This is a genomic window from Dietzia sp. NCCP-2495 (assembly GCF_026011735.1).
Classification (GTDB): domain Bacteria; phylum Actinomycetota; class Actinomycetes; order Mycobacteriales; family Mycobacteriaceae; genus Dietzia.
Window position 1 is genome coordinate 82,083 of record NZ_BRVN01000010.1, and the last position, 24,820, is coordinate 106,902.

The 24,820-nt window shown below is 70.0% G+C and carries 22 protein-coding genes and 1 tRNA gene; 11 read left to right on the forward strand and 12 right to left on the reverse strand.

All coding sequences use genetic code 11. The annotated features are described in order from the left end of the window. Positions 1–121 precede the first annotated feature (121 nt). Positions 122–1,414: an MFS transporter gene (locus OPF83_RS10570; protein WP_264887418.1), complete on the forward strand. Its 1,293-nt coding sequence runs from the start codon at positions 122–124 to the stop codon at positions 1,412–1,414. A 12-nt stretch (positions 1,415–1,426) separates the two neighbouring features. On the opposite strand, the gene OPF83_RS10575 is transcribed toward OPF83_RS10570, so the two are convergent. After that, the gene (locus OPF83_RS10575; RefSeq protein WP_264887419.1) at positions 1,427–2,986 is read right to left on the reverse strand and encodes an acetyl-CoA acetyltransferase; all 1,560 of its coding nucleotides are present in this window, start codon (positions 2,984–2,986) and stop codon (positions 1,427–1,429) included. Positions 2,987–3,131: 145 nt separating this feature from the next. On the opposite strand from OPF83_RS10575, the gene OPF83_RS10580 reads away from it, so the two are divergent. Continuing rightward, entirely contained in the window at positions 3,132–3,296 is a 165-nt protein-coding gene (locus tag OPF83_RS10580) for a hypothetical protein (RefSeq protein ID WP_264887421.1), read from the forward strand. Between the two features lie 82 nt (positions 3,297–3,378). Here the strand turns inward: OPF83_RS10580 and OPF83_RS10585 are convergent. After that, a tRNA-Gln gene (locus tag OPF83_RS10585) sits at positions 3,379–3,450 on the reverse strand. Between the two features lie 210 nt (positions 3,451–3,660). Here OPF83_RS10585 and OPF83_RS10590 point away from each other — a divergent pair. Continuing rightward, positions 3,661–4,332, forward strand: a complete 672-nt coding sequence (locus OPF83_RS10590; RefSeq protein ID WP_264887422.1) for a TetR/AcrR family transcriptional regulator — start codon at positions 3,661–3,663, stop codon at positions 4,330–4,332. A 103-nt stretch (positions 4,333–4,435) separates the two neighbouring features. Here the strand turns inward: OPF83_RS10590 and OPF83_RS10595 are convergent, their stop codons facing one another. Then, on the reverse strand, positions 4,436–5,005 hold the full coding sequence (locus tag OPF83_RS10595) for an HdeD family acid-resistance protein (RefSeq protein WP_264887423.1): 570 nt from the start codon (positions 5,003–5,005) through the stop codon (positions 4,436–4,438). 195 nt (positions 5,006–5,200) lie between these two features. Beyond that, positions 5,201–5,848 (reverse strand): vitamin K epoxide reductase family protein, encoded by a 648-nt coding sequence (locus tag OPF83_RS10600; RefSeq protein ID WP_264887424.1) that lies wholly within the window; start codon positions 5,846–5,848, stop codon positions 5,201–5,203. A 154-nt stretch (positions 5,849–6,002) separates the two neighbouring features. On the opposite strand from OPF83_RS10600, the gene mfd reads away from it, so the two are divergent. The 4 genes from mfd to OPF83_RS10620 all read left to right on the forward strand — a co-directional run bounded on the left by mfd (position 6,003) and on the right by OPF83_RS10620 (position 12,616). After that, positions 6,003–9,671: a transcription-repair coupling factor gene (gene mfd / locus OPF83_RS10605; protein WP_264887425.1), complete on the forward strand. Its 3,669-nt coding sequence runs from the start codon at positions 6,003–6,005 to the stop codon at positions 9,669–9,671. Then, positions 9,668–10,405: a MazG family protein gene (locus OPF83_RS10610; RefSeq protein WP_264887428.1), complete on the forward strand. Its 738-nt coding sequence runs from the start codon at positions 9,668–9,670 to the stop codon at positions 10,403–10,405. The genes mfd and OPF83_RS10610 overlap by 4 nt, the downstream gene beginning before the upstream one ends. Positions 10,406–10,711: 306 nt before the next feature. Next, positions 10,712–12,463 (forward strand): sodium:solute symporter family protein, encoded by a 1,752-nt coding sequence (locus OPF83_RS10615; protein WP_264887429.1) that lies wholly within the window; start codon positions 10,712–10,714, stop codon positions 12,461–12,463. Between the two features lie 21 nt (positions 12,464–12,484). Further along, positions 12,485–12,616 (forward strand): putative transporter small subunit, encoded by a 132-nt coding sequence (locus OPF83_RS10620; RefSeq protein WP_264887430.1) that lies wholly within the window; start codon positions 12,485–12,487, stop codon positions 12,614–12,616. A 134-nt stretch (positions 12,617–12,750) separates the two neighbouring features. Here OPF83_RS10620 and OPF83_RS10625 read toward each other — a convergent pair whose 3' ends face one another. The 7 genes from OPF83_RS10625 to OPF83_RS10655 form a co-directional block, all read right to left on the reverse strand. Then, complete coding sequence (locus tag OPF83_RS10625) at positions 12,751–13,347, reverse strand: GNAT family N-acetyltransferase (protein WP_264887431.1); 597 nt, start codon at positions 13,345–13,347, stop codon at positions 12,751–12,753. A 69-nt stretch (positions 13,348–13,416) separates the two neighbouring features. Continuing rightward, positions 13,417–13,776: a metal-sensitive transcriptional regulator gene (locus OPF83_RS10630; protein WP_264887432.1), complete on the reverse strand. Its 360-nt coding sequence runs from the start codon at positions 13,774–13,776 to the stop codon at positions 13,417–13,419. Continuing rightward, positions 13,773–16,115: a cation-translocating P-type ATPase gene (locus OPF83_RS10635; RefSeq protein WP_264887433.1), complete on the reverse strand. Its 2,343-nt coding sequence runs from the start codon at positions 16,113–16,115 to the stop codon at positions 13,773–13,775. The genes OPF83_RS10630 and OPF83_RS10635 overlap by 4 nt, the downstream gene beginning before the upstream one ends. A gap of 79 nt (positions 16,116–16,194) precedes the next feature. Next, positions 16,195–16,404, reverse strand: a complete 210-nt coding sequence (locus tag OPF83_RS10640) for a heavy-metal-associated domain-containing protein (protein ID WP_264887435.1) — start codon at positions 16,402–16,404, stop codon at positions 16,195–16,197. A gap of 150 nt (positions 16,405–16,554) precedes the next feature. Further along, complete coding sequence (locus tag OPF83_RS10645) at positions 16,555–17,007, reverse strand: hypothetical protein (protein ID WP_264887437.1); 453 nt, start codon at positions 17,005–17,007, stop codon at positions 16,555–16,557. Continuing rightward, positions 17,004–17,762 (reverse strand): SatD family protein, encoded by a 759-nt coding sequence (locus OPF83_RS10650; protein WP_264887439.1) that lies wholly within the window; start codon positions 17,760–17,762, stop codon positions 17,004–17,006. The genes OPF83_RS10645 and OPF83_RS10650 overlap by 4 nt, the downstream gene beginning before the upstream one ends. 171 nt (positions 17,763–17,933) lie before the next feature. Further along, positions 17,934–19,145: an oxygenase MpaB family protein gene (locus tag OPF83_RS10655; RefSeq protein ID WP_264887441.1), complete on the reverse strand. Its 1,212-nt coding sequence runs from the start codon at positions 19,143–19,145 to the stop codon at positions 17,934–17,936. Positions 19,146–19,191: 46 nt separating this feature from the next. Here OPF83_RS10655 and OPF83_RS10660 point away from each other — a divergent pair, with 46 nt between their 5' ends. Both OPF83_RS10660 and OPF83_RS10665 read left to right on the forward strand, forming a co-directional pair. Next, positions 19,192–19,788, forward strand: coding sequence for a TetR/AcrR family transcriptional regulator (locus OPF83_RS10660; RefSeq protein WP_264887443.1), 597 nt, complete (start codon positions 19,192–19,194; stop codon positions 19,786–19,788). A gap of 174 nt (positions 19,789–19,962) precedes the next feature. Then, on the forward strand, positions 19,963–20,721 hold the full coding sequence (locus tag OPF83_RS10665) for a lytic transglycosylase domain-containing protein (protein ID WP_264887445.1): 759 nt from the start codon (positions 19,963–19,965) through the stop codon (positions 20,719–20,721). Positions 20,722–20,804: 83 nt separating this feature from the next. On the opposite strand, the gene OPF83_RS10670 is transcribed toward OPF83_RS10665, so the two are convergent. Beyond that, positions 20,805–20,963, reverse strand: coding sequence for a hypothetical protein (locus OPF83_RS10670; RefSeq protein WP_264887447.1), 159 nt, complete (start codon positions 20,961–20,963; stop codon positions 20,805–20,807). Between the two features lie 286 nt (positions 20,964–21,249). Here OPF83_RS10670 and OPF83_RS10675 point away from each other — a divergent pair, with 286 nt between their 5' ends. Both OPF83_RS10675 and OPF83_RS10680 read left to right on the forward strand, forming a co-directional pair. Beyond that, the gene (locus OPF83_RS10675) at positions 21,250–23,028 is read left to right on the forward strand and encodes an ABC transporter ATP-binding protein (RefSeq protein WP_264887448.1); all 1,779 of its coding nucleotides are present in this window, start codon (positions 21,250–21,252) and stop codon (positions 23,026–23,028) included. Next, positions 23,025–24,788, forward strand: coding sequence for an ABC transporter ATP-binding protein (locus OPF83_RS10680; RefSeq protein ID WP_264887449.1), 1,764 nt, complete (start codon positions 23,025–23,027; stop codon positions 24,786–24,788). The genes OPF83_RS10675 and OPF83_RS10680 overlap by 4 nt, the downstream gene beginning before the upstream one ends. Positions 24,789–24,820: the final 32 nt, after the last annotated feature.

Consider the following 24,820-nt stretch of genomic DNA (forward strand, 5'->3'; position numbering starts at 1 on the left):
CTCGGGCAAGGCAGTGCCCTGTGGTGGGGTCGACGTCTGGCGGCCCGTCACCGGGCCGGGTCCAAGGATAGAGGGTGGGCACGACAACCAGCGGGATTCTCCGGGGGTAGCGTCGAGTGACGTGTCAGTATTCAGGCGGCAACTCGCGGACACCCGCCCCGTCCGCGAAGCGGATTTCCGCAGACTGTGGGTCGCGAACATCGTCACGGTGATCGGCGCGCAGCTGTCGATCGTCGCGGTGCCGCAGCAGGTCTTCGAGATCACCCGCAGTTCCGCCTACGTGGGGCTCACCGGCGTGTTCGCGCTCGTGCCCCTCATCGTCTTCGGACTCTGGGGCGGCGCGCTGGCCGACGCGCTGGACCGGCGCAAGCTCCTCATGTTCACCACGGTCGGCCTCATCGTCACCGCACTGCTGTTCTGGCTCCAGGCCGCCGCCGGAAACCAGAATGTGTGGCTGGTCATGGGGCTGCTGTCCGTGCAGCAGGCGTTCTTCGCGATCAATCAGCCGACCCGGTCGGCGATCGTCCCCAGGCTCGTGCCGTCCGATCAGTTGGCGTCGGCGGCGGCGCTCAACATGACGGTGATGCAGTTCGGCGCGATCGTCGGCCCCGTCTCGGCGGGCATCCTCATCCCCGTTCTGGGGCTGGAGACCCTCTATCTGCTGGACTCGATCGCGCTCCTGGCGACGCTCTACGCGGTGTTCCGGCTGTCGCCGCAGCCCGTGACGGGTACTCGTCCGTCGATGGGTCTGCGGTCGGTGATCGAGGGATTCGCCTACCTGGCGACGCGGCGGATCCTGCTGGCCTCGTTCCTCGTGGACATCATCGCCATGGTCTTCGGCATGCCGCGGGCCCTGTTCCCGCAGATGGCCTCCGAATCCTTCGGCGATCCCGTCACCGGTGGCACTGCGCTGGGAATGCTCTTCGCCGCGATGAGCGTGGGCGCCGTGGTGGGTGGCGTTTTCTCCGGATGGATCCCGCGCGTACGGCGGCAAGGCCTGGCGGTGTTGGTGTGCGTGGCGCTGTGGGGCGCGTCCATGGTGGCGTTCGGCCTCTTCGTCGCCGCGGCGTCGCCGGGAGGGCCCGCGGTGTGGCTCTGGCTCGCACTGGCCGCCCTGGCGTTCGGCGGTGCCGTGGACATGATCTCCGCCGCGTTCCGCCAGGCGATCCTTCTCGACTCCGCCACCGACGAGATGCGCGGACGGCTGCAGGGCGTGTTCATCGTGGTGGTGGCGGGAGGCCCGCGGATCGGCGACGTGGCCCACGGTGTGGCGGCAGCGTCCGTCGGTACGGCGGTGGCCGCCTATGGCGGTGGCGTGCTGGTGGTGATCGGGGTGGTGATCTGCGCCGTGGCATTCCCGACGTTCCTGCGCTACACCGTGCGCAGTGCGGTGGAGCGGGGCCGCGAGGTCTGAGCGTGGCTGCGCTCAGGCGCCTGAAGCCACGTTCCGCGGTCCGTCCGCGCGGACGACGACGTCGCGGCCGACCAGGTCCTCGTCGGTGGACATCTCACAGAGCTCACCGGACAGATAGGCGAGGAATCTCGAACCGTCCTCGTGCAGGGTGCCGATCATGATTCCGCGATCCGGACGATCCGAGTCGTGGTGCACCGTGTACGTCTCGATGCGGGCGGCGCCAGAGGCGTGACGCGTGACCGGCAGTCGGTGAACGGGAGCACCGGTGCCCGTCGAGATTCCTCGGTTGGTCGTGGCCCCGCCATTCGTCGACACCGCCTCCCGCCACGGACACGGGGAAGGGGAATAGATCCCGACAGAGTATTTGTCGAGGATTCCGCCATTGGCTCCGACCAGCCCGTAGCCGCTTCCTGCCGCGCGGAGGGCGGTGACGGTCTCGGCGATCGCGTGCGTGCTGTAGTTGTTGCCGGGACCGCCGAAGAACGGGAGACCGCCCGTCACGGTGAAGCGGCGCGGGTCATCGACCGCTAGTCCTAATCCGTCGAGAACGGCGAACACCGGCGCGGCAAAACAGCTGTAGAGGTCGAAGGTCGTCACGTCGTCGTCGTCGATCCCGGCGACCCCGAGCGCGGCGGTGACGGCCTCGACCGCGGCGGTCCCGCGGTCGAGGTGGGGGCGTTCGAGCAGCGGGAGATCGGTGACGTCGGCGTGGCCGTGTAGGTAGATCCACTTGTCCTGTGGCACGCCGGCTGCCCGCGCGGCATCGACGGACATGACCAGGACCGCCGCTCCGAGGTTGACCTTCTCCCGGGCGATGGTGCGACGCGGGTACGGGTCCCACACGCGACGGTTGTCCGCGGCAACGCTGGCCAGTTCGTCGGCGGTGAACACCCGCCGGGCAGACGCGAGGGGATGGGAGGCGGCGACCTCGGTGAACGGCGCGAAGAGGTCACCGATCGAGCGGCGGTACTCCGGCTCGGTCAACCCGAGAGCGGCGCGGCGGGCGGTGTCGATCAGGGCGTAGGCGGCAGGGGCGCTGAACAGTTCGTGGCTGAGGAGGTTGTCGTCGAGGTAGTAGTCCCACCCGGGTCCGCGGTCCTCGAACTGGCCGCCGGTGGTGTCGGTAAAATCCGGGCGATCGTCACGGGAGAGGAAGTGGGCCTGAGTGGACAGTGCTTCGCCGCCTGCGATGAGCGCCGCGCTGAGCTCGCCATGGGCGATCCGCCCACTGAACTCGGTGACCAGACGCTGCGGACTCTGCCCGCCGATCATCTCGAGTACCGCGTGCGGCGGATCGATGCCGATGCGTGTGGCGACGGCTCGAGGGTGATTCGAGGCGGCACCCAGCGGTGGATCCACCGGTCCCGACAGCTCGAACGGGCGGACACCAACCATGACGTCGATGGCGGCAGCGAGGCGCTCCGGTGAGCCGGACGCGTCGTCTATCGCCGCACGTCCGGCCGCAGCAGCGAGGTCTACCGACGACCAGCAGCGGTAGTCGGGGGAGTCGAGCGGGTCCGACGACTGCCCTACGCCGACGATCACCGGGGTGTGTCCGGGAACTGGGTTCACTAGCTGCTCCTCACGGTCGAATCCCTGTCGATCATTACCCGAGGCCGACGATAACGGCGGGCCACGTTATGCCACTTCTGCTGCCGACCGCGGCCGGACGGGCGATGCTGGAGGAAGACGCACGCGCGCTCGAGGAGTGAGTCAGATGACAGGAAACGTGTCCGACTGCGACGGCGAGGACCCGGATCTCGGGCCCGATGCCGAGATGGAGGAGCGGCCGAGGAGGAGCCGACAGCCGGTGCTGACCGTGCTGGTTCTGCTGGGAATCATCCTGCTCGTGCTGGCCGTGGCGATCAACGGCGGGATCTGATGGAGTGGCGGGCTCTGATGGAGTACTGACGGGAAACCTGCCGGCGAAGGTCGAGGTTCGCTGTTGGCCGGGTAATGAATTGCTCCCCCGCCAGGACTCGAACCTGGAATGCCTGAACCAAAATCAGGAGTGTTGCCGATTACACCACGGGGGAACGGCCCGCAGGCGGGCTACTCCCCAGTCTGGCACACGAGCACGGCCCCACTACCGCCTACCTGTTCCCGGATGGGTGGCCAGGCCCACACGGGGTAGTCCGACCCCTGATCGGTCGGCCGCGTCTAACGCTCCGACTAGGCTTTTCCGTCGAGGGAGGACACACCACATGACAGGTCAGTCGGAAATGACGCCGGCGCCGCGTACCAGGATGTCAGCGGCGAAACGCCGGCAGCAGTTGGTCGAGGTGGGCCGCCGGATTTTCGCCGAGTACGGCTATGACGCGGCCACTGTCGAGGAGATCGCGTCGGTCGCAGGCGTGTCCAAGCCGGTCGTCTACGAGCACTTCGGCGGCAAGGAGGGCCTGTACGCGGTGGTGTGTGACCGCGAGCTGGCCTATCTGGGCGCCGAGATCACCGAGGCGTTGGAGGGCGAGGGGTCGCGCCGCCGCATCGAGCGCGCCGCGATGGCGCTGCTTCGCTACGTGGAGGAGCGCACCGACGGGTTCCGGATCCTGGTGCGTGATTCGTCGCTGAACAACGGTGGCTCGTACTCGACGCTGCTCAATGACGCCACGGCCAGTGTCACCTACATCCTCGAGGAGGAGTTCGTGGCCCGTGGGTTCGACCCGATCACCACCAACGTCTATGCCCAGGCCCTGGTCGGGATGGTCTCCGGCACGGCGCAATGGTGGCTTGATGAGCGCACGCCGCCCAAAGAGGAGGTGGCCGCGCACATCGTCAATCTCTGTTTCAACGGCTTGTCGCACCTCGATCCCGCGCCGTCGCTCGAGTCAGATGTCATGGCGAAGTACTCCGGCCGTAGTCATCCGGCCGGCGACTCGGTCGGGCGCGATCTGCGCCCGGGGCCGGCTCGGCCCTGAGCGCAAAGAACGAAGCCCCCGCGGCCCTCGAATAGCGGGCCGGGGGGGCATCCGTGTCAGCAGGTTCGCCGGCCACGGCCAGCCTGAACGACTGGTCCGAGAATCAGACCTCGTCGGCCACCGGGGTGCTCGAGAGCTTGGAGGCATCGCTGCGCAGGCGGAGCGATACGGCGATCATGATCAGGCCGACGAGCACACCGAACCAGCCGGCGAACGGCAGGAAATTCTCGATGGTCGACGGCCCGAACAGCGCCAGGCCGAGCCCCACCACGGCGATCACAACGCCGACCGCGCCCATGATCCACGCGTTGGCGACGGCGGTCCGGAGGGTGGAGGCGCCGTAGGCCAGCAGCGCACCGGAGGCGATCAGCCAGATCGCGAAGAGCAGCACCAGCGCTGTCACGGTGATAGATGGCCAGAACAGCACGACCAGGCCGAGCACGATGAAGAGCGCGCCGCCTCCGATGAACAGGCTCGACGCGCCACTGTGTCCGCGCAGCCCCAGGCCCGTGGTGATGGTCATAGCGCCGTCTGCGATCGCGAACGCCGCCACGAGGAAGACCGCGAGCACGAGGCTCGAGCCGGGGGCGACCAGCGCGGTGATGCCGAGTACGAGCGCCAGGACACCGCGAATCAGCTGGACCCACCAGTTCCGGGTGAGGGACGTGATCATTGCTTCCACCTCTCTGTCAGCGGGCTCTCAGCCCGTACGCCTAGTGATCATGCCCGTAATTCGGATCTACGGCAGTCCACTGTGAGGCATTGGACTCTAGTATGTATCCGCCGGTGTGCGCGGGTGCCGGCAGCGCGCGCCGGCGCCTGGGTGTGACCGCCGACGCCGGCGGGGGCACAGGGCGAGGCCGCCGGATCAAAGGTTGGCGAAGAAGTCCGCCCAGTAGAAGTCCCAGAAAGCCCACAGGATGACCCCGGCGATGGCCAGGTACCAGATCACGACGGGTACGAGGTGCCAGCTCTGCAGTACCCGCACCCAGCCGGCGCGGGTGAGCTTGCCCAGCACGTGCAGCAGCGTGTACCAGAACATGGGGATGGTGGTGGCCCACACGACCATGCACCACGGGCACAGCACCTGGATCTCGAAGATCGACTGGAACGCCAGCCAGTGCACGAACCCTGCGGCGAACGTCAGGCCGAGCAGCGCGCCCATCCAGTACCAGCGCGGGAACCGCACGCCGGACGCGGCGGCCACGCCGATCGCGATCACAATGCCGTAGCCGATCAGCCCGATGAAGGGGTTGGGGAACCCGAACGCCGCGCCCTGCTCGGAGTTGATGACGCTCTTGCAGCTCATCAGGATGGAGAAGTTACAGGCCGGCGTGTAGTCCGGGTTCTCCAGCAACCGGATCTTGTCCAGGCTGAGCTGGAACGACGCGACCAGGGCGATGGCCGAGCCGATCGTCAGCAGCACACCGATCCACCGGTCGGTGAACACCCGCGAACCGCCGCCCGGCGTGCCGGCGGCGGGGCTGGGGTCGAAGGCGTGTGTGGTCTCGCGCATGCGCACAGGATACCGGTGCCCCCGCGCCATTAGAGTGGAGCACCTGGCAGGGGAGAGTGCGTCGCGCCCCGACGCGCGAGGTCGCCCGCCCCGAGCCCGCCGCGCAGACGACCCCGCCTGCCGATGTCGCCCCTACCCTGAAGGACCAGCACGCGTGACCTCCACCGTTCCCGCCGTCACCTCCACGACCGCTGCGCTGTCCGGTCTGGCCGGTGCGGTCATCTCCAACCCGGCGCTGGCCGATCTGCGCGAGAGCCTGGGCCGCGACACCGCCGTGGTGCGCGCTACGGAGTCGCTGCGGCCGTTCCTGGTGGGCGCGCTGGCCGAGCGCGCGCCGGTGCTGGTGGTCACCGCGACGGAGCGGGAGTGTGAGGAGCTGGCGGACGAGCTGGCGGGGATTGTCGACGACGACGAGGTGGCGCAGTTCCCCAGCTGGGAGACACTGCCCCATGAACGTCTCTCGCCGGCGGCCGACACGATCGGCAGGCGCCTGAAAGTACTCAACGCGGTGATGAGCGGGACCCCGCCGAGGATCATCGTGGCGGCGGCGCGCTCGGTGGTGCAGCCGGTCTCTCCAGGGGCGGCGCGTCGCGATCCGGTACGCCTGGTCACGGGTGCGGAGCTGGATCCGACCGAGTTGATGGCGGAGCTGGCGGAGTTCGCCTACAACCGCGAGGACATGGTGGCCCGTCGCGGGGACATGGCGGTGCGCGGCGGCATCGTGGACGTGTTCCCCACGACCGCGGACCATCCACTGCGCATCGAGTTCGACGGCGACACGATCGCCGAGATCCGCGAGTTCTCCGTTGCCGACCAGCGTTCGCTGTCCGACGGTGAGCTGGATTCGGCGGTGCTGTTCCCGTGCCGCGAGCTGCTGCTCGACGACGACGTCCGCACCCGGGCCGGTCAGCTGGCCGCCGAGCACCGCGCCAACCCGACGCTGGCTGAGCTGCTGGACTCGCTGGCCGAGGGCAACCCGCGCGACGGCATGGAGGCCCTGACCTCCGTGCTCGTGCCGGGTGAGATGGCCACCCTGCCGATGCTCATGTCCGAGGGCACCCGCGTCGTGGTGTGCGACCCGGACAAGGTGCGCCGCCGCGCCGCCGACCTGGCCTCGGCGGGCCGTGAGTTCCTCGAGGCCTCGTGGACCGCCGCGACCATGGGCGGCGACGCCCCCGTCGACAGTGAGACCCTCGACCTGTCCGGCTCGGGCTACCGCACCTTCTCCTCCGTGCGCGAGGATGCCACCGAGGCGGGCCGCGCCTGGTGGCAGCTCGTCCCGCCCGGATTCCTCACCGACCCCGAGGACGGCCTCGTGGTGACAGTCGAGTCCGGCGACCCGCCCGCCCCGCGCGGCAAGGACTCCGAGATGGAGGCCATGTTCGTGCGGCTGCGCGCGCTCGTCGGCGCCGGCGGCCGGGCCGCGATGGTCGTCCCGGGTCACGGCACCGTCACCCGCATCCTGGACCGCCTGTCCGAAGCCGAGGTCCCCGCCACCGCCGCGCAGGCGGGATCCGAGCCCGCCGACGGGTTAGTGACGGTCTACGAGGCCGTCCTGCACGGCGGGTTCACGCTCACCGGCGGCGCCGCCGGGGCGATGGGCGACCTCGTCGTCGTCTCCGAAACCGACCTCACCGGCAACAGGCTCGGCAACACCGCGCGCCCCAAGGCCCGCCACTCCAAGCGCCGCAACCAGGTCGACCCGCTCGCCCTCAAGGCCGGGGACCTGGTCGTGCACGACCAGCACGGGATCGGCCGGTTTGTGGAGATGGTCGAGCGGCAGGTGCGCGGCGGCGACGGCTCCTCCCGGCGCGAGTACCTGGTGATCGAGTACGCACCCGGCAAGCGCGGCGCGGCCGGCGATCGGCTGTACGTGCCGATGGAGTCGCTCGGCCAGCTCAGCCGCTACGTCGGCGGTGAGTCGCCCACGCTGAGCAAGATGGGCGGCGCCGACTGGCAGAACACCAAGCGCAAGGCCCGCAAGGCCGTCCGGGAGATCGCCACCGAGCTCGTCCAGCTCTACGCCAAGCGGCAGTCCGCGCCGGGGCGCGCCTTCGGGCCGGACACGCCCTGGCAGCGGGAGATGGAGGACGCGTTCCCGTTCACCGAGACCGTCGACCAGCTCAGCGCGATCGAGGAGGTCAAGGGCGACATGGAGAAGTCCGCCCCCATGGACCGCGTCGTGGTGGGCGACGTCGGCTACGGCAAGACCGAGGTCGCCGTGCGCGCCGCGTTCAAGGCCGTCCAGGACGGCACCCAGGTCGCCGTGCTCGTGCCCACCACGCTGCTCGCGCAGCAGCACCTCGCGACGTTCACCGAGCGCATGACCGGGTTCCCCGTCACCATCAAGGGGCTCAGCCGGTTCACCTCGGACGCCGAGGCGAAGGAGGTCCTCAAGGGACTGGCCGACGGGACGGTCGACGTGGTGATCGGCACGCACCGGCTCCTCGCGACCGGCGTGCGGTGGAAGAACCTCGGACTGGTGATCGTGGACGAGGAGCAGCGGTTCGGCGTGGAGCACAAGGAGCACATCACCTCCCTGCGCACCCACGTGGACGTGCTCACCATGTCCGCCACACCGATCCCGCGCACGCTCGAGATGTCGCTGGCAGGTATCCGCGAGATGAGCCAGATCCTCACCCCGCCCGAAGAGCGGCTGCCCGTGCTGACGTATGTGGGCGCGTACTCGGACAAGCACGTCGCCGCCGCCATCAGGCGCGAGCTGCTGCGCGAGGGCCAGGTGTTCTACGTTCACAACCGGGTGCGGACCATCGACTCCACCGCAGCGAGGATCCGGGACCTCGTACCCGAGGCGCGCGTGGTGGTGGCGCACGGGCAGATGGGGGAGGAGCAGCTCGAGCAGACCGTCGGCGGGTTCTGGAACCGCGAGTACGACGTGCTGGTGTGCACGACCATCGTCGAGACCGGCCTGGACATCTCCAACGCCAACACGCTCATCGTGGACCGCTCCGACCAGCTGGGACTGTCGCAGATGCACCAGCTGCGCGGGCGCGTGGGCCGTTCGCGCGAGCGCGGGTACGCCTACTTCCTCTACGACCCGGAGAAGCCGCTCACCGAGACCGCCTACGACCGGCTCGCGACCATCGCGCAGAACAACGATCTCGGCGCGGGCATGGCCGTGGCGATGAAGGACCTCGAGCTCCGCGGCGCCGGCAACGTGCTGGGTGCCGAGCAGTCCGGGCACATCGCCGGTGTCGGGTTTGACCTCTACATCCGTCTGGTCGGCGAGGCGGTGGAGGCGTACCGTGCGATCGCCGACGGCGAGAAGGTCGAGACCCAGGAGGAGCTCGGTGAGATCCGCATTGAGCTGCCCGTCGACGCCTTTATCCCGCCCGAATACGTGGACGGCGACAGGCTGCGGCTCGAGGCGTACCGCAAGCTCTCGCAGGCCCGCGAGCCCGGCGACATCGACGCCGTCGTGGAGGAACTGCTGGACCGCTACGGGCCCCTGCCGGTGGAGGCCCGCCGCGTGGTGTCCGTGGCGCGGCTGCGGCTCGTCGCGCAGAAGTACCGGGTGCGGGAGATCGTCCTGGCCGGCTCGCGACTGCGCGTGGGTCCGCTCGACCTGCTGGATTCGCAGCAGATGCGGCTCAAGCGCATGTACCCGTCCGCTCAGTACCGGGCCACGCAGAAGACCGTGCTGCTGCCGCTGCCCAAGGCCGCCGGTGCCCGCGCGGGTGCCGGGGGCGAGAAGGCCCGCGACGACGAGATGCTGCAGTACGCCGCCGACTTCCTCACGGCCATGGCCGGGGATCCGGAGGGATCGAACCCGGTGATTCAGCCGGAGACGGCGCCCGCGTGACGGGGGACGAGGGGGCCCTTTCGGGCGGTGCCGACCGGGACCGCCTGGCCGAGGCCGTCGCCCTCATGACCCGCATCCGGCGCAACGGGGGCTGGGAGTCCGCCCAGACCCACGAAACGCTCCTGCCGTACCTCATCGAGGAGTCCTGGGAACTGGTAGACGCAGTGGCGGACGGCGATCGCGATGAGCTGGTCTCCGAGCTCGGCGACCTGCTGCTGCAGGTGCTGTTCCACGCCGCGATCGGGGCTGAGCGCACGGAGGGAGCGTTCGACGTCCAGGACGTGGCCGGAGCACTGCTCGACAAGCTTCGTCGTCGTGCGCCCTACTGGTTCAGCGATCCGGGCGCGGAGGGCACCAACCACCTGGACCCCGCCGAGCAGGACCGCCTCTGGCAGGAGGCCAAGGCGGCAGAGAAGCGGGAGGCCGAGCGTGCCGGTCGCCCGCCCCGCGGCGTCATCGACGACATCTCGTGGGACCAGCCAGCGCTCGCGCTGGGGCAGAAGGTCCTCGGTCGGGCCCGCTCGGCCGGCCTTCCCGACGACCTGATCCCGGAGGAGATGCGGATCGTCCGCGTGGACCCGGTGGGCGTGTTCCACGCGTCCGGCTCGGCGGAGGTCGCCTATCGCTCGGTCGTCCGCGCGTTCGCCGACCGGATCCGTGCCGCCGAATCCCGCCTCCCGCGGCCCGCCGGCGACGCGACCGCGGCCGAGTGGCGCGCAGCCTGGGGCCGTTGACCCGCCCTGCCCGAGCCCGTTCGCGCGCCGTCGACCCGCTGCATCATTTCCGGCCCGACCGCATGAACTTGCGATCTGATCAATCCTGAGAAGCCGTCCTCGTCGGTCTGTGTCGGCGCCTCGGCGTGGTCGGCCTCGTTGGCCGAAGTCCACATCTGACGTGCGGATATGCACATCCGTGTCCCCGTTAATATTGACCTTATTTGGAGGACTCGCCAACGGCTGCTGTTGACCTGATTCTCAGGTTTACAGGTTCTGTCCTATGATCTGAACGTTGGTCTTACAACAAAAAAGGGAAGGGGACAGATGGATTTGCTCGGAATTTCCACTGCGTTGAGCGCGACAGCTGTCGTGCTTCTGTTATTGGTGTTCTACGGCGGCACGGTGTACATGTCCATGCGCATCGCGCGCAAGGAGGAGAACGCCGACAGCTATATGACCGCTGGTCACAAGATCGGTTTCGGTATTTCAGCGGCCTCGATGACCGCCACGTGGATCTGGGCGTCATCCATGTACGCCTCGGTCAACTCGGGCTACCTCTATGGAGTGTCGGGCCCGATCCACTACGGGCTCTGGGGTGCCCTGATGATCCTGTTCATCTACCCCTTCGGCAAGCGCATTCGTGAGGTCGCGCCCCAGGCGCACACGCTCGCAGAGGTCATGTTCGCCCGCCACGGCCGGTCCTCCCAGCTCATGCTGGCCGGATCCAACATCCTCGGTTCCGTCATCTCGTTGACGTCGAACTTCATCGCCGGTGGCGCACTGATCGCCATGCTGAGCCCGTTCTCCTTCATCCAGGGCGTCATCGTAATCGCCGCCGGCGTTCTGCTGTACACGCTGTGGTCGGGATTCCGTGCCTCGGTGCTGACGGACTTCGCGCAGGTGCTGGCGATGCTGGGCGCGGTGGTCATCATCGTGCCCGCCATGTTCTTCTTCCTCGGCGGCACTGACCTGTTCGTCTCCGGCGCCCAGAACCTGACGCCGCAGCAGCAGTCGTTCTTCTCCTCCGACGCGTTCCTCAACCAGGGCGCGCCATACATCGCGGCTGTGCTCGCGTACGCGATCGGTAACCAGACCATCGCCCAGCGGCTGTTCGCCGTGCGCGAGGATCTCATCAAGCCGACGTTCATCACCGCGACGATCGGCTACGGCGCGACGATCATCGGTATCGGCATGGTCGGTGTGCTGGCTCTGTATGCCGGTATCGCGCCGATGGACGGCGACCCGAACAACCTGCTCCCGCAGGTCGCGGCCGAGTACCTCCCGGGCCTGCTAGTCGCGGTGTTCTTCATCATGATCATCGGCTCGCTGTCGTCGACCGCGGACTCGGATCTGGCGGCCATGTCGTCGATCGCGATGACGGACGTCTACGGCCAGAGCATGCGCAGCCGGGGTCTGATCCCGAATCCGCGCACGATGCTCACGATCGGCCGGGTGACGATGATCGTGGCGACTGTCGCGGCGCTCGGTTTCGCCAATGCGAAGTTCAACATCCTCGACCTGCTGGTGTTCGTCGGCGCGCTCTGGGGCGCGTTGGTGTTCCCGGTGATCGCGAGCTTCTACTGGAAGAAAGTCACCAACTCGGCGTTCACGGTGTCCGTGCTGGTGGCGCTGGCGGTCTTCCTGCCCACGCGCTTCGGGCTCATCCCGGACACGGGCGTGGCGCCGTGGATCATCGAGGCGCTGGCCGTCGTCGGTGTCGGAGTGGTGCTGGGCCTGATGGTGTTCGGCTTCTTCGGCACCCGCGCCGCGCTCATCATCGGCGGGATCGCCGCGGTGGTCAGCGCGCCGTTCGTGTTTGATTTCCTGCGCGACTACGACACGCTGACTGCGTCGCTCGTCGCGTACGCGGTGAGCACGATCGTCTGCTACGCGATGTCGGTGCGGAGCTCGATGGAGTTCGACTTCGCCAAGATCGCCCGTCGCACCGCCGACTACGACACGGAGGAGGTGGCCGAGGCTCTCGAGGAGGAGTCCGAGGAGCACTCCGAGTCGGTGTCGGCCGGGCGCGATGCGCGCCGGTCAAGTGATGACGACGACGACAAGATCAACGTCTAGAAGAAGGAAGGCGGACTACTCATGTCACCGATTCTGCTGACGATCTATGTTCTCATCTGGCCCGTGATCGTGGCCGGTACTCTCGCCGTGATCGTGCGGGGCTTCGTCAAGGAGGCTCTCGAGGCGAAGGAAGAGGGCGTGCCGATCATCTAGATCGCTTCGCTGAGGTCCGGCTAGCCGGGCGGCGTCGCAACTCACCTGGTGAGGATGCGATCGCTGCCCGGCTTTGTCGTATCCGGGCCGTGTCCGGGGTCGGTCGCGAGCTGCGTGTCAGTGTGGTCGGTGGATCAATCCGGTCGGCGGACCATCACGGTCGAGGCCTCGCCCGGCCGGGTGGGAACCTGACCGACGGCCTCGAACCCGAAGCGCTCGTACAGGCGTCGGCTGCCCTGGCTGGTCGCCTCGAGTGCGGCGAGCGGTGTGTCGGACGCGTCGGCGCGGCCGACGAAGTGGGTGAGCAGCGCGGAGCCGACGCCCTTGCCGCGGGCGGCCGGGCTGGCGCCGATGTCGCCCAGATACCAGTGAGGTTCGGTCGGTTTGAGCTCGGCGACCGCGAGTTCGTGGCGGATGCCCTGCCCGCCGGGCAGTCTGCTCGCGATGCGGCGGAGGCCGCGGCGGAGCGTGCGCTGGACCGCTGCGGCGCGGGATCCGGAGACTGGGGCGGCCCAGATCAAGGCGCCCACCACCCGGCCGGCGTCCTCGGCGATGTCGATGCGCTCGGGGTGGCGGCGGACCTGGCGACGGTAGTACGCCTCGAGGCGTTGTGGGCGCGTGGCCGGGTCCGGCAGCGACATGGACCACGCGGGGTCGTCGCGGAACGCCTCTGCGAGAACCGTTGCAGCGACCTCGGCATCAGCCGAGGTCGCGGGGCGGATGGTCACCATGGCGTTCACGCTATGCGCTGGCCCACCCGGCGTCGAGGCAGGGGAGCCGGCCGGGTGGGTGAGCTCGTGTCAGCGTGCGAAGCGGGCGATGGCGTCGGCGACCTCCTTGAACTTCACGTCGGCTGCCTCCTCACCCTCCATGACGGCGTTCTTGACGCAGTGCCGCATGTGGTCGTCGAGAAGGCCGAGCCCGACGTTGCGCAGGGCCGAGTTCGCGGCGCTGACCTGTGTGAGGATGTCGATGCAGTACTGCTCCTCGTCGATCATCCGGTGGATGCCGCGCACCTGGCCCTCGATGCGCTTGAGCCGGGCCTTGAGACGTTCCTTCTCCTGGATGTACCCGTGGTGGGCGTGGGCGGTGGCGTTGTCGTCGTCGTCCCCGGCGACCCCGTCGGCGTGGGCGCTGTTCGGCGCGATTGACTCGGTCATGCGATGCTCCCGGTCTGGGCGTGGGTGGGCTGGTCGTGGGTGGAGCTGAACCTGCGCAGCCGCAGCGAGTTGCTCACCACGAACACGCTGGAGAAGGCCATCGCGACGCCGGCGAGCATCGGGTTGAGCAGTCCGATCGCGGCGACGGGGATGAGGGCGACGTTGTATGCGAACGCCCAGAACAGGTTCCCCTTGATGGTGCCGAGCGTCCGGCGGGACAAGCGGATCGCGTCGACGGCGGGGCGCAGGTCGTCGTTCATCAGGGTGATGTCCGAGGCCTCGATCGCCACGTCGGTGCCGGCGCCCATCGCCAGGCCGAGGTCGGCGCGGGCCAGGGCAGCCGCGTCGTTGACGCCGTCGCCGACCATCGCGACGGTCCGTCCCTCGTTCTGCAGGCGCTCGATCTGTGCAACCTTGTCCTCGGGCATCACCTCGGCGATCACGTTGGCGGGGTCGATCCCCACCTCGGCGGCCACCACCCGGGCCGCGCCGGCGTTGTCGCCGGTGAGCAGCCAGGGCGTGAGCCCCAGCGCCTTGAGTCCGGCCACGGCCTCGGCGGAGGTGGTCTTGACGGTGTCTCGGACGGTGATGACGCCGGCGTCGGCGCCGTCGATCCGCACGATCACCGGGGTGCCGCCCTGCTCCTGTGCTGCGGCGAAGGCCTGCTGCAGGTCAGCGGGGAGGTCGCCGGCCGGGCGTCCGACGGTTACCACTGCGCCGTCGACGGTGCCCGTGACGCCCTGACCGGCGGTGCCCACGAAATCGCTGACCTCGGGCAGGGTCCCCGCCTCGGCGCCGGCGCGGGCGATGGCCCGGGCGATGGGGTGCTCGGAGGCGGACTCGACGGCGGCGGCCTTGGCGAGCACGTCCTCACGGGCGAACCCGCCGGCCACGTGGACGTCGGTGACCGACATGACGCCGGCGGTGACGGTGCCGGTCTTGTCCATGACGATCGTGTCGACGCGCCGGGTGGACTCGAGCACTTCGGGGCCCTTGATGAGCAGTCCCATCTGGGCGCCCCGTCCTGTGCCGACCATCAGCGCGGTGGGCGTGGCCAGCCCGAGCGCGCAGGGGCAGGCGATGATCAGCACGGCGACCGCGGCGGTGAACGCCGGGGCCAGGCCTCCGCCCACCACGAACAGGTGCACGAGCAGGGTGATCACGGCGATGCCGATCACGGTGGGCACGAACACCTGGGAGATGCGGTCGACCAGCCGCTCGACCGGGGCCTTCTTGGACTGGGCCTCGGTGACCAGCCGCGCCATCTGCGCCAGCGTGGTGTTCTCGCCGGTTCGGGTGACCTCGAACAGCAGGCGGCCGGAGGTGTTGATGGTGGCGCCGGTGACCACGTCGCCGACCGTCACCTCGACGGGGACGGACTCGCCGGTGAGCATGGACTCGTCCACGGCGGAGGAGCCCTCGACCACCCGGCCGTCGGTGGCGATTTTCTCGCCGGGGCGCACCACCACAATGTCGCCGGCGGTGAGCTGGCCGACGGGGACGCGGACCTCGGAGCCGTCTCGGATCACGGCCGCGTCCTTGGCACCCATGTCGAGGAGCTTGCGCAGCGCCTCGGAGGAGCGGCCCTTGGCGCGGGTCTCGAACCAGCGCCCGAGAAGCAGGAAGGTGATCACCACGGCGACGGTCTCGAGGTAGATCTCGTCCATCGAGGTGTGCGAGGGCAGGAGCGCCATCTCCATGGTCATGCCGGGCATGCCGGCGTTGCCGAGGAACAGGGCCCACAGCGACCACAGGTAGGCGGCGGCGGTGCCCATCGTGACGAGGGTGTCCATGGTGAACGCGCCGTACCGCAGGTTGGCCCACGTCGCCCGGTGGAAGGGGGCGCCGCCCCAGAAGAAGATGGGGGTGACCAGGGTGAGCACCGCCCACTGCCAGTTGGTGAACTGCAGGGCGGGGATCATGCTCACCAGCACGACGGGCACGGTGAGCAGCGCGGAGACCGTGACGCGGTGTCGTAGGTCGTCGGCCTCGCGCTCGCGCTCGGCGTCGATGCGGTTGTGCGGTCCGGAGACGTCGGTGGTGGTGTCGGTGCCGGGGTCGACGACGACGTCGCCGGCAGATTCGTCCGCGCCACCGGGGGCGGCCAACGTGAAGGCGTCGTAGCCGGCGGCCTTGACGGTGTCGATGAGTTGGGCCTGCTCGACCTTGCCGGGGTCGTAGGAGATCGAGGCGGACTCGGTGGCGAAGCTGACCGTGGCGTCGACGCCGTCGATCTTGTTGAGCTTGCGCTCGACCCGCCCCGAACACGAGGTGCAGGTCATCCCGGTCACGCCGAGGTCGACCTTGACCAGGTCGACTGCGGGGTGGGTCTGAGTCATGGGAGTCATTCCTTACAGGTGACGGGGGAGGGCCTGCGGTGCAGGGGCCCGAGGAGCCGCGGCGCCGCGGCACCTCGGGTCAGGCGGTGACGGTGTAGCCGGCCTCGGCGACCGCGGCTGCAACCTGCTCGTCGGTGAAGCCCTCACCGGAGACGGACACGGTGCCTGTCTCGTGGGAGGCTTCCACCGCGGAGACGCCGGGGACCTCGCCGACCTCTTCCTTAACCGACATCTCGCAGTGCCCGCAGGTCATTCCCTGGACGGTGTACTCCTTGGTGCTGGTGGCCATGTCTCAAATCCTTTGATCGTGGGTGTGCACGTCGCTGCCGGGCTGGTCTGCCCGGACACCACCAAACCTATACCCCCTATGGGTATAAATCAAGGATCGGGAGGGCCGGGTGGGCACCGTCGCGCCGGCCAGCGGCGGGGGGCGGACCGGTCAGCCGGCGGGCAGTGCCGCGATCACGGCCGCCCCGGCCGCGCCGCAGGCCGCCGCCACCAGTAGCGAGGTGAGCGTGCCGATGATGAACCGCTCGCTCACCGCCGGGTTCTCGCGGATCTCGGGGTATCGACCGAGGGCCTTGATGGCCACCACCACGGCGGCCAGCTCGAACCGGCCGGCGAGGATCGCCGCGGTCAGTCCGACGCGTTCGAGGATGCCGATCCACATGCCGCCGCGCAGGACCTCGCGGACGTCGCCGTCGGCGGGCGGGTGCTCGCGCCGGCTCACCACGGGGCTCCGGCTGTCGCCGGTGACTTCCACGGTCGGGGGCTCGGGCACGCGCGCCGACCGCAGGACTAGTGAGGTGATGGGCGAGCCGATCGCCGCCGACGCCACCAGTGCGATCACCGCGACGACGGCGGTGAGGATCCATTCCGGCCACGTGCTCATCGGTCGGCCCTCCCGGCGCGCGGTGTGCCGGTGGCGCTGCCCGTGGCGGTGCTGGCGGCCGCGGCGGTGCCGGTCGCGCTGCCCGCGCCGGTGGCCGCGGCGTGCGCCCCGGCGAGGAGGCGGTCGAGCGCCGGGTAGGCGGCCCGCTCCTCGCGGATGTGCGACAGGCGCAGGGCCCCGGCGACGGAGGTGGGCGTGATGCCGAGTTCCTCGGCGGCGGCGGCCTGGGTGGGGGAGCGGTCCACCGCGTCCACGGCCCGCCACTGCGCCTCGGTCCGCTCCAGCACGAGTCCGGCGACGAGGGTCCACACGGCCTCGCAGTCGGCGGCCCACGCGGCGGCGGAGTCCCCGCCGGTGGCCTCGGCTGCGCTGTCTGGGGTCGTGTTGCCGGTGCCGCTGCCCTCGCCGGGGTCGGCCGGGACGCGGACCGCGACCGATCCGGTCAGGGACTTGGCCGCCTCCACGGCCTCACGCGCGGCCAGGTAGGCGGGCCCGCGGCCGGCTCGGGTGCCGGTGGAAAAGGAGTCGTCGTCGACCTCTCCCACGCCGACCCCGCAGTGCCACTCCCCGTCGCGCAGTGCGATGAGGAGTGCGGCGCGAACGGCGGCCGGGTCGTCGAGCAGGCCCTGCACCTCGTCGCCGGCCGTGCGCTCGAACGCGGCGACGCACGGGACCTCGGCGAGGGCCTCGAGCAGGCGGGGCACGCGGTCCCGGCTGGTGCGACTGTGTCGCTGGTCGATCGTCAGCACGTACATGAGGCGATGGTGCCACACTTCCCTGACATGAGGTGAATAAGACACATATTCAGAAATGTGGCGATTTAGCCTCATTTGTCCGGATGTGGTGGAGGCGCCTCACGCCGCACCCGCCTCGCCGGCGGAGGCGGGACGGGGCGGGGCGGGCGCGGGTGCGCGGGGCCTCGAGCGTCAGTTGCTCATCGGGCGGCCGATGTCGGCCTTGGCCTTGCCGAAGGTCTCACGTTGCTGGCGGGCGTACACCTTGCGGCCCCACGCCTCGAGTCGGGCGCGACCGAACGGCGTGCGGTAGCGCAGCGCATTGAGCCCTGCGATGTAGAAGTGCGCCCACGGCGGGCGGATCGGCAGGCCGAACTCCTTCATGGACTCGCGGCCGAGGAACACGGTGAGCATGCTCATCAGCCGCTCATAGGCGAACCATGCCTGGACGCGGGGGAGCGGGCCCGACCGGAACCGCTCGCAATGCGCCTTCACCAGTGCCTGCGTGAGCTCGGGGCCCGCCGGCGTGAGGTCGGCCTGGGCCTGCAGGATGTGGTAGTTGATGCGGTGACGCTCGCGCTCGCGCTCGACCAGCATGTCCTCGTCCACGCCCAGGAGCCAGCCGACATAGCGCCACACGTGCATGATGTCGGCCGAATCCTGCTTGGTGATCGGCACGCCCATCGCGCGCGAGCCCAGCAGCACCACGGCATCGAAGAGGCCGAGCGTCGACGCGAGGTCGGTCTGGTTGATGGGCAGGCCCCACTGCTCGATGTCCCAGCGGGGCTCGATGGCGTGGTTCACCACGGCGTGCATCGCCCGGACGTGACCGGTCAGCCGCCACGACTCGCCGTGCGGGTTCAGTCCGTCGGGGATGGACAGGCTCATGGCCCAGTGCTGGGTCTCCGCCAGGCGACGCAGGGCCGTGTTGCCGGCCAGGCCGCCGGTCTGCACGAGCAGGTCGGCGGGACCGCCGAAGCGGTAGCCGCCGATGAGGGAGAGCTGGAGCAGGACGTCGGCCGCGTTCTGGCCGAGCCGGAGGTAGGCGCGCTGACCGCGCTCGATCCGCTCCCAGTCCACCCAGTCCGGGGTGGCCTCCAGGGTCTCGACGTACTCGAGGAGGACGGGCGGGACGTCGTCCCGCTTGCGCAGCTCGACCGAGCCGACCTCGAGCGCCTCGTTGAGCTGGCGGTGGGTGACCGCCCCGGGCTCACCCTTGCGCTTGCGCATGGCGGCGGCCAAGCGGGCTCCGAGCTCGTCCTTCTCCATGTACCCGCGGCCGATACGGTCCATCAACTCTTCGTCGAGGTCCTCGACCCTGGCCACGCGCTTGAGCGTGCGCCCCATGCGCTCTGAACGGTCGGGCGCCGCACGGTGTCGTCCGGGAAAAGTGGTGGTGGTCATGGGTTCAACTATGACGCGAGCATTTACTCGCATACAATTCGCGTTTGTGAGAAAGGTTCCCCAGCAGGCCCGATCCCGGGCGATGGTCGAGCGAATCATCGAGGCGGCTCGCATCGTGCTCGTGCGTGACGGCTACGAATCGTTCACCACCAACCGGGTGGCCGACGAGGCCGCGGTCAGTCCGGGCTCGCTGTACCAGTACTTCCCAGACAAATCGACGCTGGTCACGGTGGTCATGGACCGGTGGTCGACGGAGATCTCCGACCGGGTCGCGGCCTCCCTGGCGGCGGCCGGGCCGGTGGACGTCAACGACCCCGGCACCATCCGCGCGATCGCCGACGCTCTGCTCTCCGCGCTGGAGGCCGACGCCGGGCTCCTGCGCATCGTCTGGGAGGAGCTGCCGGCGGTGCGCCACCGGGCCGCACAGCACGCGCTCGAGACGCGGGTCCGCGAACTGCTCGCCGTCTACCTGAGCGCCGCGGGCGTCACCTCCGGTGATCCGAGGGCGCGGGCCTGGGTGATCGTCATGGCGGTGGAGAACGTGGCCGTGCGCTGGGTGCTGGACAGTCCCGCCATCAGCCGGGACGCACTGCTCGACGAGTTCAGCGCGCTGGCCGGCGGGTTCGGGGCACGACGACGCTGAGCGCGACCGCCGGGCGTGGCCGTGAGCGCGGCCACCGGCCACGGCCCTCGAGCGCGGCCGCGGCGTGTCGCAGCCGGGAGCGACCGGTGAGTGTCCGAGATCACCGCCCGCCGGCCCGGAATCCGGGGAGACCCCGAGGCACGGCCGGGCCGGGCTCCGGCAGACTGAACTGCGATGACCACTCGATCCCCACGCCTGAGCCGTGCCACCGCCGCGACTGCGGGACTGCTGGTGGCGGCGGTGTTGTCGTCGTCGTGCTCCTATGGACCCACCCGCGAGGCGCCACCGGCGATCCCACCCGGGATCCCGCCGGCGGCAGGCGCGCCCGTGCCGACCATCGACATCCACGCGCCCGGTCGCACGTCCGACCAGTTGCGGCCGTGGGCAGAGGGCATCAACCAGCCGATGGACATCCCCGTTGCCGCGCTCGCCGCCTACGGCAACGCCGCCGAGACCATGCGGCAGACGCAGCCCGAGTGCAATCTCGCCTGGACGACGCTGGCGGGGATCGGGCACGTGGAGACCCGGCACGGTCGGTACCGGGGGGCGTCGCTGAATGACGACGGCTACGCGCTCCCACCGATCATCGGTATCAAACTCGACGGTTCCCCGGGATTCGCCGAGATCCCGGACACCGATGGTGGTGAGTGGGACGGCGACACCGAGCACGACCGCGCTGTGGGACCGATGCAGTTCATCCCCGAGTCGTGGCGCAAATACGGGCGCGACGCCAACGGCGACGGCCGGGCCGACCCCAACCAGATCGACGACGCCGCGATCGGGGCGGCCCGCCTGCTGTGCGCGACCGGCGGCGACCTGTCCGTGGCCGAAAACTGGCAGCGGGCGATCCTGGCCTACAACGCCTCGCAGGAATACGTCATGTCCGTGCGCGACGCGGCCGCGGCCTACTCGGTGGGGACCACGGCGCCGTAATCGATGTTCCGGCGCGGGGCTCGTGTGGGCTCCCCGGAACGCCGGGGACATCGGGCCGCGGGGCCGCCGGGGCAGATGACGGCTTATGAAATGGCACCGACGTAAGGTGCGACCGAGTGGAACAGCGGGACGACGACGTGCCGTGTGAGCCACTTGGAACGGTCGCCCGAGCCCGCGGCTTCGAGCACCGGGTAGAGCGAGCCGGCGACGCCGATGATCACGCTTCCAGCGAAGTCCTGCATCTGTCAGCCAATCCTGGAGGCTTCACCCGGGTGGCGCAGCGGGTGGCGTGGCTCACGGGAGAGGGCGGGGCCGGTGGGGTCCATGATGGTGTGGCTCTAACCGGGTCGCCGCCGGAATAAATTTCGACGCCGCCACTGCGGGGTTCTTGGCGTTTCTCCGCAGTGACGGCGACACAAGGCGCAGCCTTGACGACATTTACGGGTCACGGCGGACGGGGACCGGCGCTAACCTTCAGGGTCGGCGGCGAAGGGTCGTCGACCCCAACGGCGGCGGGAGCTGACACACATGGCGGTATCCACAGCGACGCGCTCGACGCCCACGCGCGATGCGGAGCAAGCCACGCCCACCACGGCCGGCGGGCTGCTGTGGCGTGCGATCGGCCGGCGCTGGCGCCTCGTGGTCCCCGGCCTGCTCCTCATGACCCTGTGGCAGCTGTCCGAGGCCCTGGTGCCGATCGCGATCGGCTGGATCGTCGACGCCGCGATCATCCCGCTCGACCGGCAGGCGATGCTGTGGTCGGTGGTGGGGCTCGTCGTGCTGTTCACGGTGCTCAGCTACAGCTATCGCTTCGGCGCGCGGATGAGCAACCGGGCGCTGAACGAGGAGGCCCACGACCTGCGCGTCGAGGCCACGCGCGTCCCGCTGGCCCGGCGCCGCGCGATGGAGGGGGCGAGTTCGGGCGGGGTGCTGTCGGTGTGTTCGGCCGACGCCGACGTGGCCGCGCTGATCTTCCGGCAGGTCGCTTTGGGCGGGTCGGCGGTGATCAGCATCGTGGCGATCTCGGTGTACCTGCTGTGGACCGACCTGATCGTGGGGTTGATCGTGCTGGTGGGGGTGCCATTGAGTCTGGTGCTGGTCGCCCTGCCGAGCCGGGCGATCTCGCGCCACAGCACTGCGCAGCAGGCCGCGATCGGTGAGGCGAGCAGCCGCGCGACCGACATCATGACCGGCCTGCGCGTCCTCAAGGCCGGCGGCGGCGAGCGCTGGGCGTCCGAGCAGTACCGCGTGGCCTCGCAGGGCGCGGCGCAGGCGGGCATCGTCACCGCCGAGCGCTCGGGGCGAGTCGCGGGGATCGGGTCGCTCGGCATGGCCGCGGTGCTGGTGATGGTCCTGGTGGCCGCCGGGTACCGGGTCGTGGCCGGTGAGATGGCGATCGGCACGCTCGTCTCGGTGGTGGGCGTGGCGGTGTTCTTCGAGGAGCCGGTGCGAATGATCACCATGATGGTGAGCGTGTTCGCGCGCTCCCACGGCGCCGCGCAGCGCCTGGTGGACCTGCAGTCCTCTGCGCCGGTGGACCCCTCGGGAACCGAGGTGCCCGAGGGGACTCGTCTGGAGTTGCGTGAACTCCCGCTGCCGGACGGTCGCACGCTGGACCTGGAGGTGGCGCGAGGCGAGGTGGTGGCCCTGGTGGCCGAGCAGCCGTCCGCCGCCGACGCGGTGACCCTGGCGATCGCCGGCCACGGCGAGCACGCCGACGCGGTCCTGGTCGGTGGGCACCGCCGCAGTGACCTGGTGCCGGAGCTGGCGCGCCACCTGGTGGTGGCTCCGCATCGCGTCGATCTGTTCGTGGGGACGATCCGGTCCAACATCGCGCTGCGGCACGGCGGGGAGGACGACGACGACGCCCGCGGCGGCGCTGCTGTGGATCTTGGCGCTGTGGAGATCGACGACGACGTCATCACCGCCTCCGCCGTCGCCGAGATCGTGGAGCACCTGCCCGACGGGCTCGACCATGTGGTTCAGGAGGCCGGGCGAAATCTGTCGGGCGGTCAGCGGCAGCGGATCGCATTGGCTCGGGCCCTCCACGCCGACCCGGACGTGCTGGTGCTGCACGAGCCGACGAGCGCGGTCGATGCCGTGACTGAGTGGGAGATCGCGCAGGCCGTGCGGGAGATGCGGACCCGCCGGCCGGGGCAGGCCACGCTGATCGTGTCGTCGTCGCCCCCATTCCTCACGACGGCCGACAGGGTGGTCCACCTGCCCGCCCACGGTGAGCCGCGCACGGGGACCCACGCCGAGCTGCGCGCCGGCTCGGCCACCTACCGGACGGCGGTTGATCGATGAGCTCTACATCTGTACACGAGGCCCCGGCGGTCGCCGAGGCGCTGCCCCTGGCGAGCGCCCGCGAATCCCTGGCGGTGCTCTGGCCGCTGCTCCGGCAGCGTCGCGGATTCCTGCTGCTCGTGGGGCTGGCAGGGATGGTCGGCTCGGTGGCCGGGCTGGTGGCGCCGTGGGTGATCGGCTGGCTGGTCGACGTCCTTCCCGACGCCGGGGACGGCACCGTGGTGCTGGTGGGAGCCGGGGCGATCGCGGTGGCCGGTGTCGTGGGCGCGCTGAGCACGTGGGCGGGGCAGACCTGGCTCGCCCGGTTGACCGAGCCGACGGTGGCCCGGTTGCGGGAGATGGTGATGGACCGGTCGCTGCGGCTCGGGGCGGCGCAGATGGAGCGGACCGAGACGGGCGATCTGGTCTCCCGTGTGGCGGAGGACGCCCGCGAGATCAGCCAGGCCGCCACCACGGTGATCCCGCTGGTGGTGCAGTCGCTGTTCACGGTGGTCGTCTCCGGCGTGGGGCTGGTCGCCGTGGACTGGCGGCTGGGGCTGGTGGGGCTGGTGGCGCTGCCCATGTACTGGACGACGCTGCGCTGGTACCTGCCGCGGTCCGGCCCGATCTACGCCCAGGAGCGGGCCGCGTTCGGCACGCGGGCCAGCCGACTGCTCGGCGGGATCTCCGGCTCACGGACCCTGCACGCCTACGATGCCCAGGACTCCGAGCTTGAGCGCATCACCGCCGCCTCCGGGCTGGCCCGTGACCTGTCGATTCGGGTGTTCTACTTCATCACCCGGGCCTTCAGTCGCAACAACCGCGCCGAGGCGACGGTGCTGGCACTGCTGCTGGTCGTGGGGTTCTTCCTCGTGGACGGGGGACAGATCACCGCCGGCGCCGTGACCACCGCCGCGCTGCTGTTCCACCGGCTGTTTAACCCCATCGGTGCTCTGGTGGGAATGGCCGACCAGGTCCAGTCGGCCGGCGCCTCGCTGGTGCGGATGGTCGGTGTGATCACCATGGACGTCCCCGAGCGGACGGCCGTACCGCGGCCTGGCCCGCTCGAGCTGTCCGGTGTCTCGCACTCCTACGGCGGGGAGATCCCCGCACTGGTGGACATCGACCTCTCGCTCGCTCCCGGCGAGGTGGTGGCCGTGGTCGGCTCCACCGGCGCCGGCAAGAGCACGCTCGCGCTCGTAGCGGCCGGGTCGGTGGCACCGTCCCGCGGCGCCGTCCGCCTGGGCGGGGTACCGATCGCCGAGGTTGACCCGGTCGCGCTGCGCGAGCACATCACGATGGTCTCCCAGGAGGTGCACACCTTCGCCACGTCGATCGCCGAGAACGTGCGGGCACCCCGCCCCGAGGCCGGTGACGACGACGTGCGCGCCGCCCTGCGGACCGTCGGCGCTGACTGGGTGGACGACCTGCCCGACGGGATCGAGACCGTGGTGGGCGAGGGTGGACACCCACTCGATCCGATGCAGGCCCAGATGATCGCTCTTGCCCGGGTGGAGCTCGCCGACCCGGACGTGGTGATCCTCGACGAGGCCACCGCCGAGGCCGGTTCTGCCGGGGCCCGCCGTCTGGACACCGCGGCTGCCGCCGTGCTGCGCGGGCGCGCCGGGCTGGTGGTGGCGCACCGGCTGAGCCAGGCGGTCACGGCCGACCGTGTCCTCGTGATGGAGCGTGGGCGGATCGTGGAGTCCGGCACGCACGACGAGCTCCTGCAGGCCGGCGGCCGGTATGCCGAGCTCGGCCGCGCGTGGTTCGGGGGCTGAGGCGGGGACCGGGGCCGAGGCGGGGACCGGTG

Excerpts from the sequence above, each read along its gene's own strand:
- OPF83_RS10580 (WP_264887421.1), top strand. The coding sequence starts at position 3,132 with ATGACAGGAAACGTGTCCGACTGCGACGGCGAGGACCCGGATCTCGGG.
- OPF83_RS10590 (WP_264887422.1), top strand. The coding sequence starts at position 3,661 with ATGTCAGCGGCGAAACGCCGGCAGCAGTTGGTCGAGGTGGGCCGCCGG.
- OPF83_RS10595 (WP_264887423.1), bottom strand. The coding sequence starts at position 5,005 with ATGATCACGTCCCTCACCCGGAACTGGTGGGTCCAGCTGATTCGCGGT.
- OPF83_RS10600 (WP_264887424.1), bottom strand. The coding sequence starts at position 5,848 with ATGCGCGAGACCACACACGCCTTCGACCCCAGCCCCGCCGCCGGCACG.
- OPF83_RS10615 (WP_264887429.1), top strand. The coding sequence starts at position 10,712 with ATGGATTTGCTCGGAATTTCCACTGCGTTGAGCGCGACAGCTGTCGTG.
- OPF83_RS10620 (WP_264887430.1), top strand. The coding sequence starts at position 12,485 with ATGTCACCGATTCTGCTGACGATCTATGTTCTCATCTGGCCCGTGATC.
- OPF83_RS10625 (WP_264887431.1), bottom strand. The coding sequence starts at position 13,347 with ATGGTGACCATCCGCCCCGCGACCTCGGCTGATGCCGAGGTCGCTGCA.
- OPF83_RS10630 (WP_264887432.1), bottom strand. The coding sequence starts at position 13,776 with ATGACCGAGTCAATCGCGCCGAACAGCGCCCACGCCGACGGGGTCGCC.
- OPF83_RS10635 (WP_264887433.1), bottom strand. The coding sequence starts at position 16,115 with ATGACTCAGACCCACCCCGCAGTCGACCTGGTCAAGGTCGACCTCGGC.
- OPF83_RS10640 (WP_264887435.1), bottom strand. The coding sequence starts at position 16,404 with ATGGCCACCAGCACCAAGGAGTACACCGTCCAGGGAATGACCTGCGGG.
- OPF83_RS10645 (WP_264887437.1), bottom strand. The coding sequence starts at position 17,007 with ATGAGCACGTGGCCGGAATGGATCCTCACCGCCGTCGTCGCGGTGATC.
- OPF83_RS10650 (WP_264887439.1), bottom strand. The coding sequence starts at position 17,762 with ATGTACGTGCTGACGATCGACCAGCGACACAGTCGCACCAGCCGGGAC.
- OPF83_RS10655 (WP_264887441.1), bottom strand. The coding sequence starts at position 19,145 with ATGACCACCACCACTTTTCCCGGACGACACCGTGCGGCGCCCGACCGT.
- OPF83_RS10665 (WP_264887445.1), top strand. The coding sequence starts at position 19,963 with ATGACCACTCGATCCCCACGCCTGAGCCGTGCCACCGCCGCGACTGCG.
- OPF83_RS10670 (WP_264887447.1), bottom strand. The coding sequence starts at position 20,963 with ATGCAGGACTTCGCTGGAAGCGTGATCATCGGCGTCGCCGGCTCGCTC.
- OPF83_RS10675 (WP_264887448.1), top strand. The coding sequence starts at position 21,250 with ATGGCGGTATCCACAGCGACGCGCTCGACGCCCACGCGCGATGCGGAG.
- OPF83_RS10680 (WP_264887449.1), top strand. The coding sequence starts at position 23,025 with ATGAGCTCTACATCTGTACACGAGGCCCCGGCGGTCGCCGAGGCGCTG.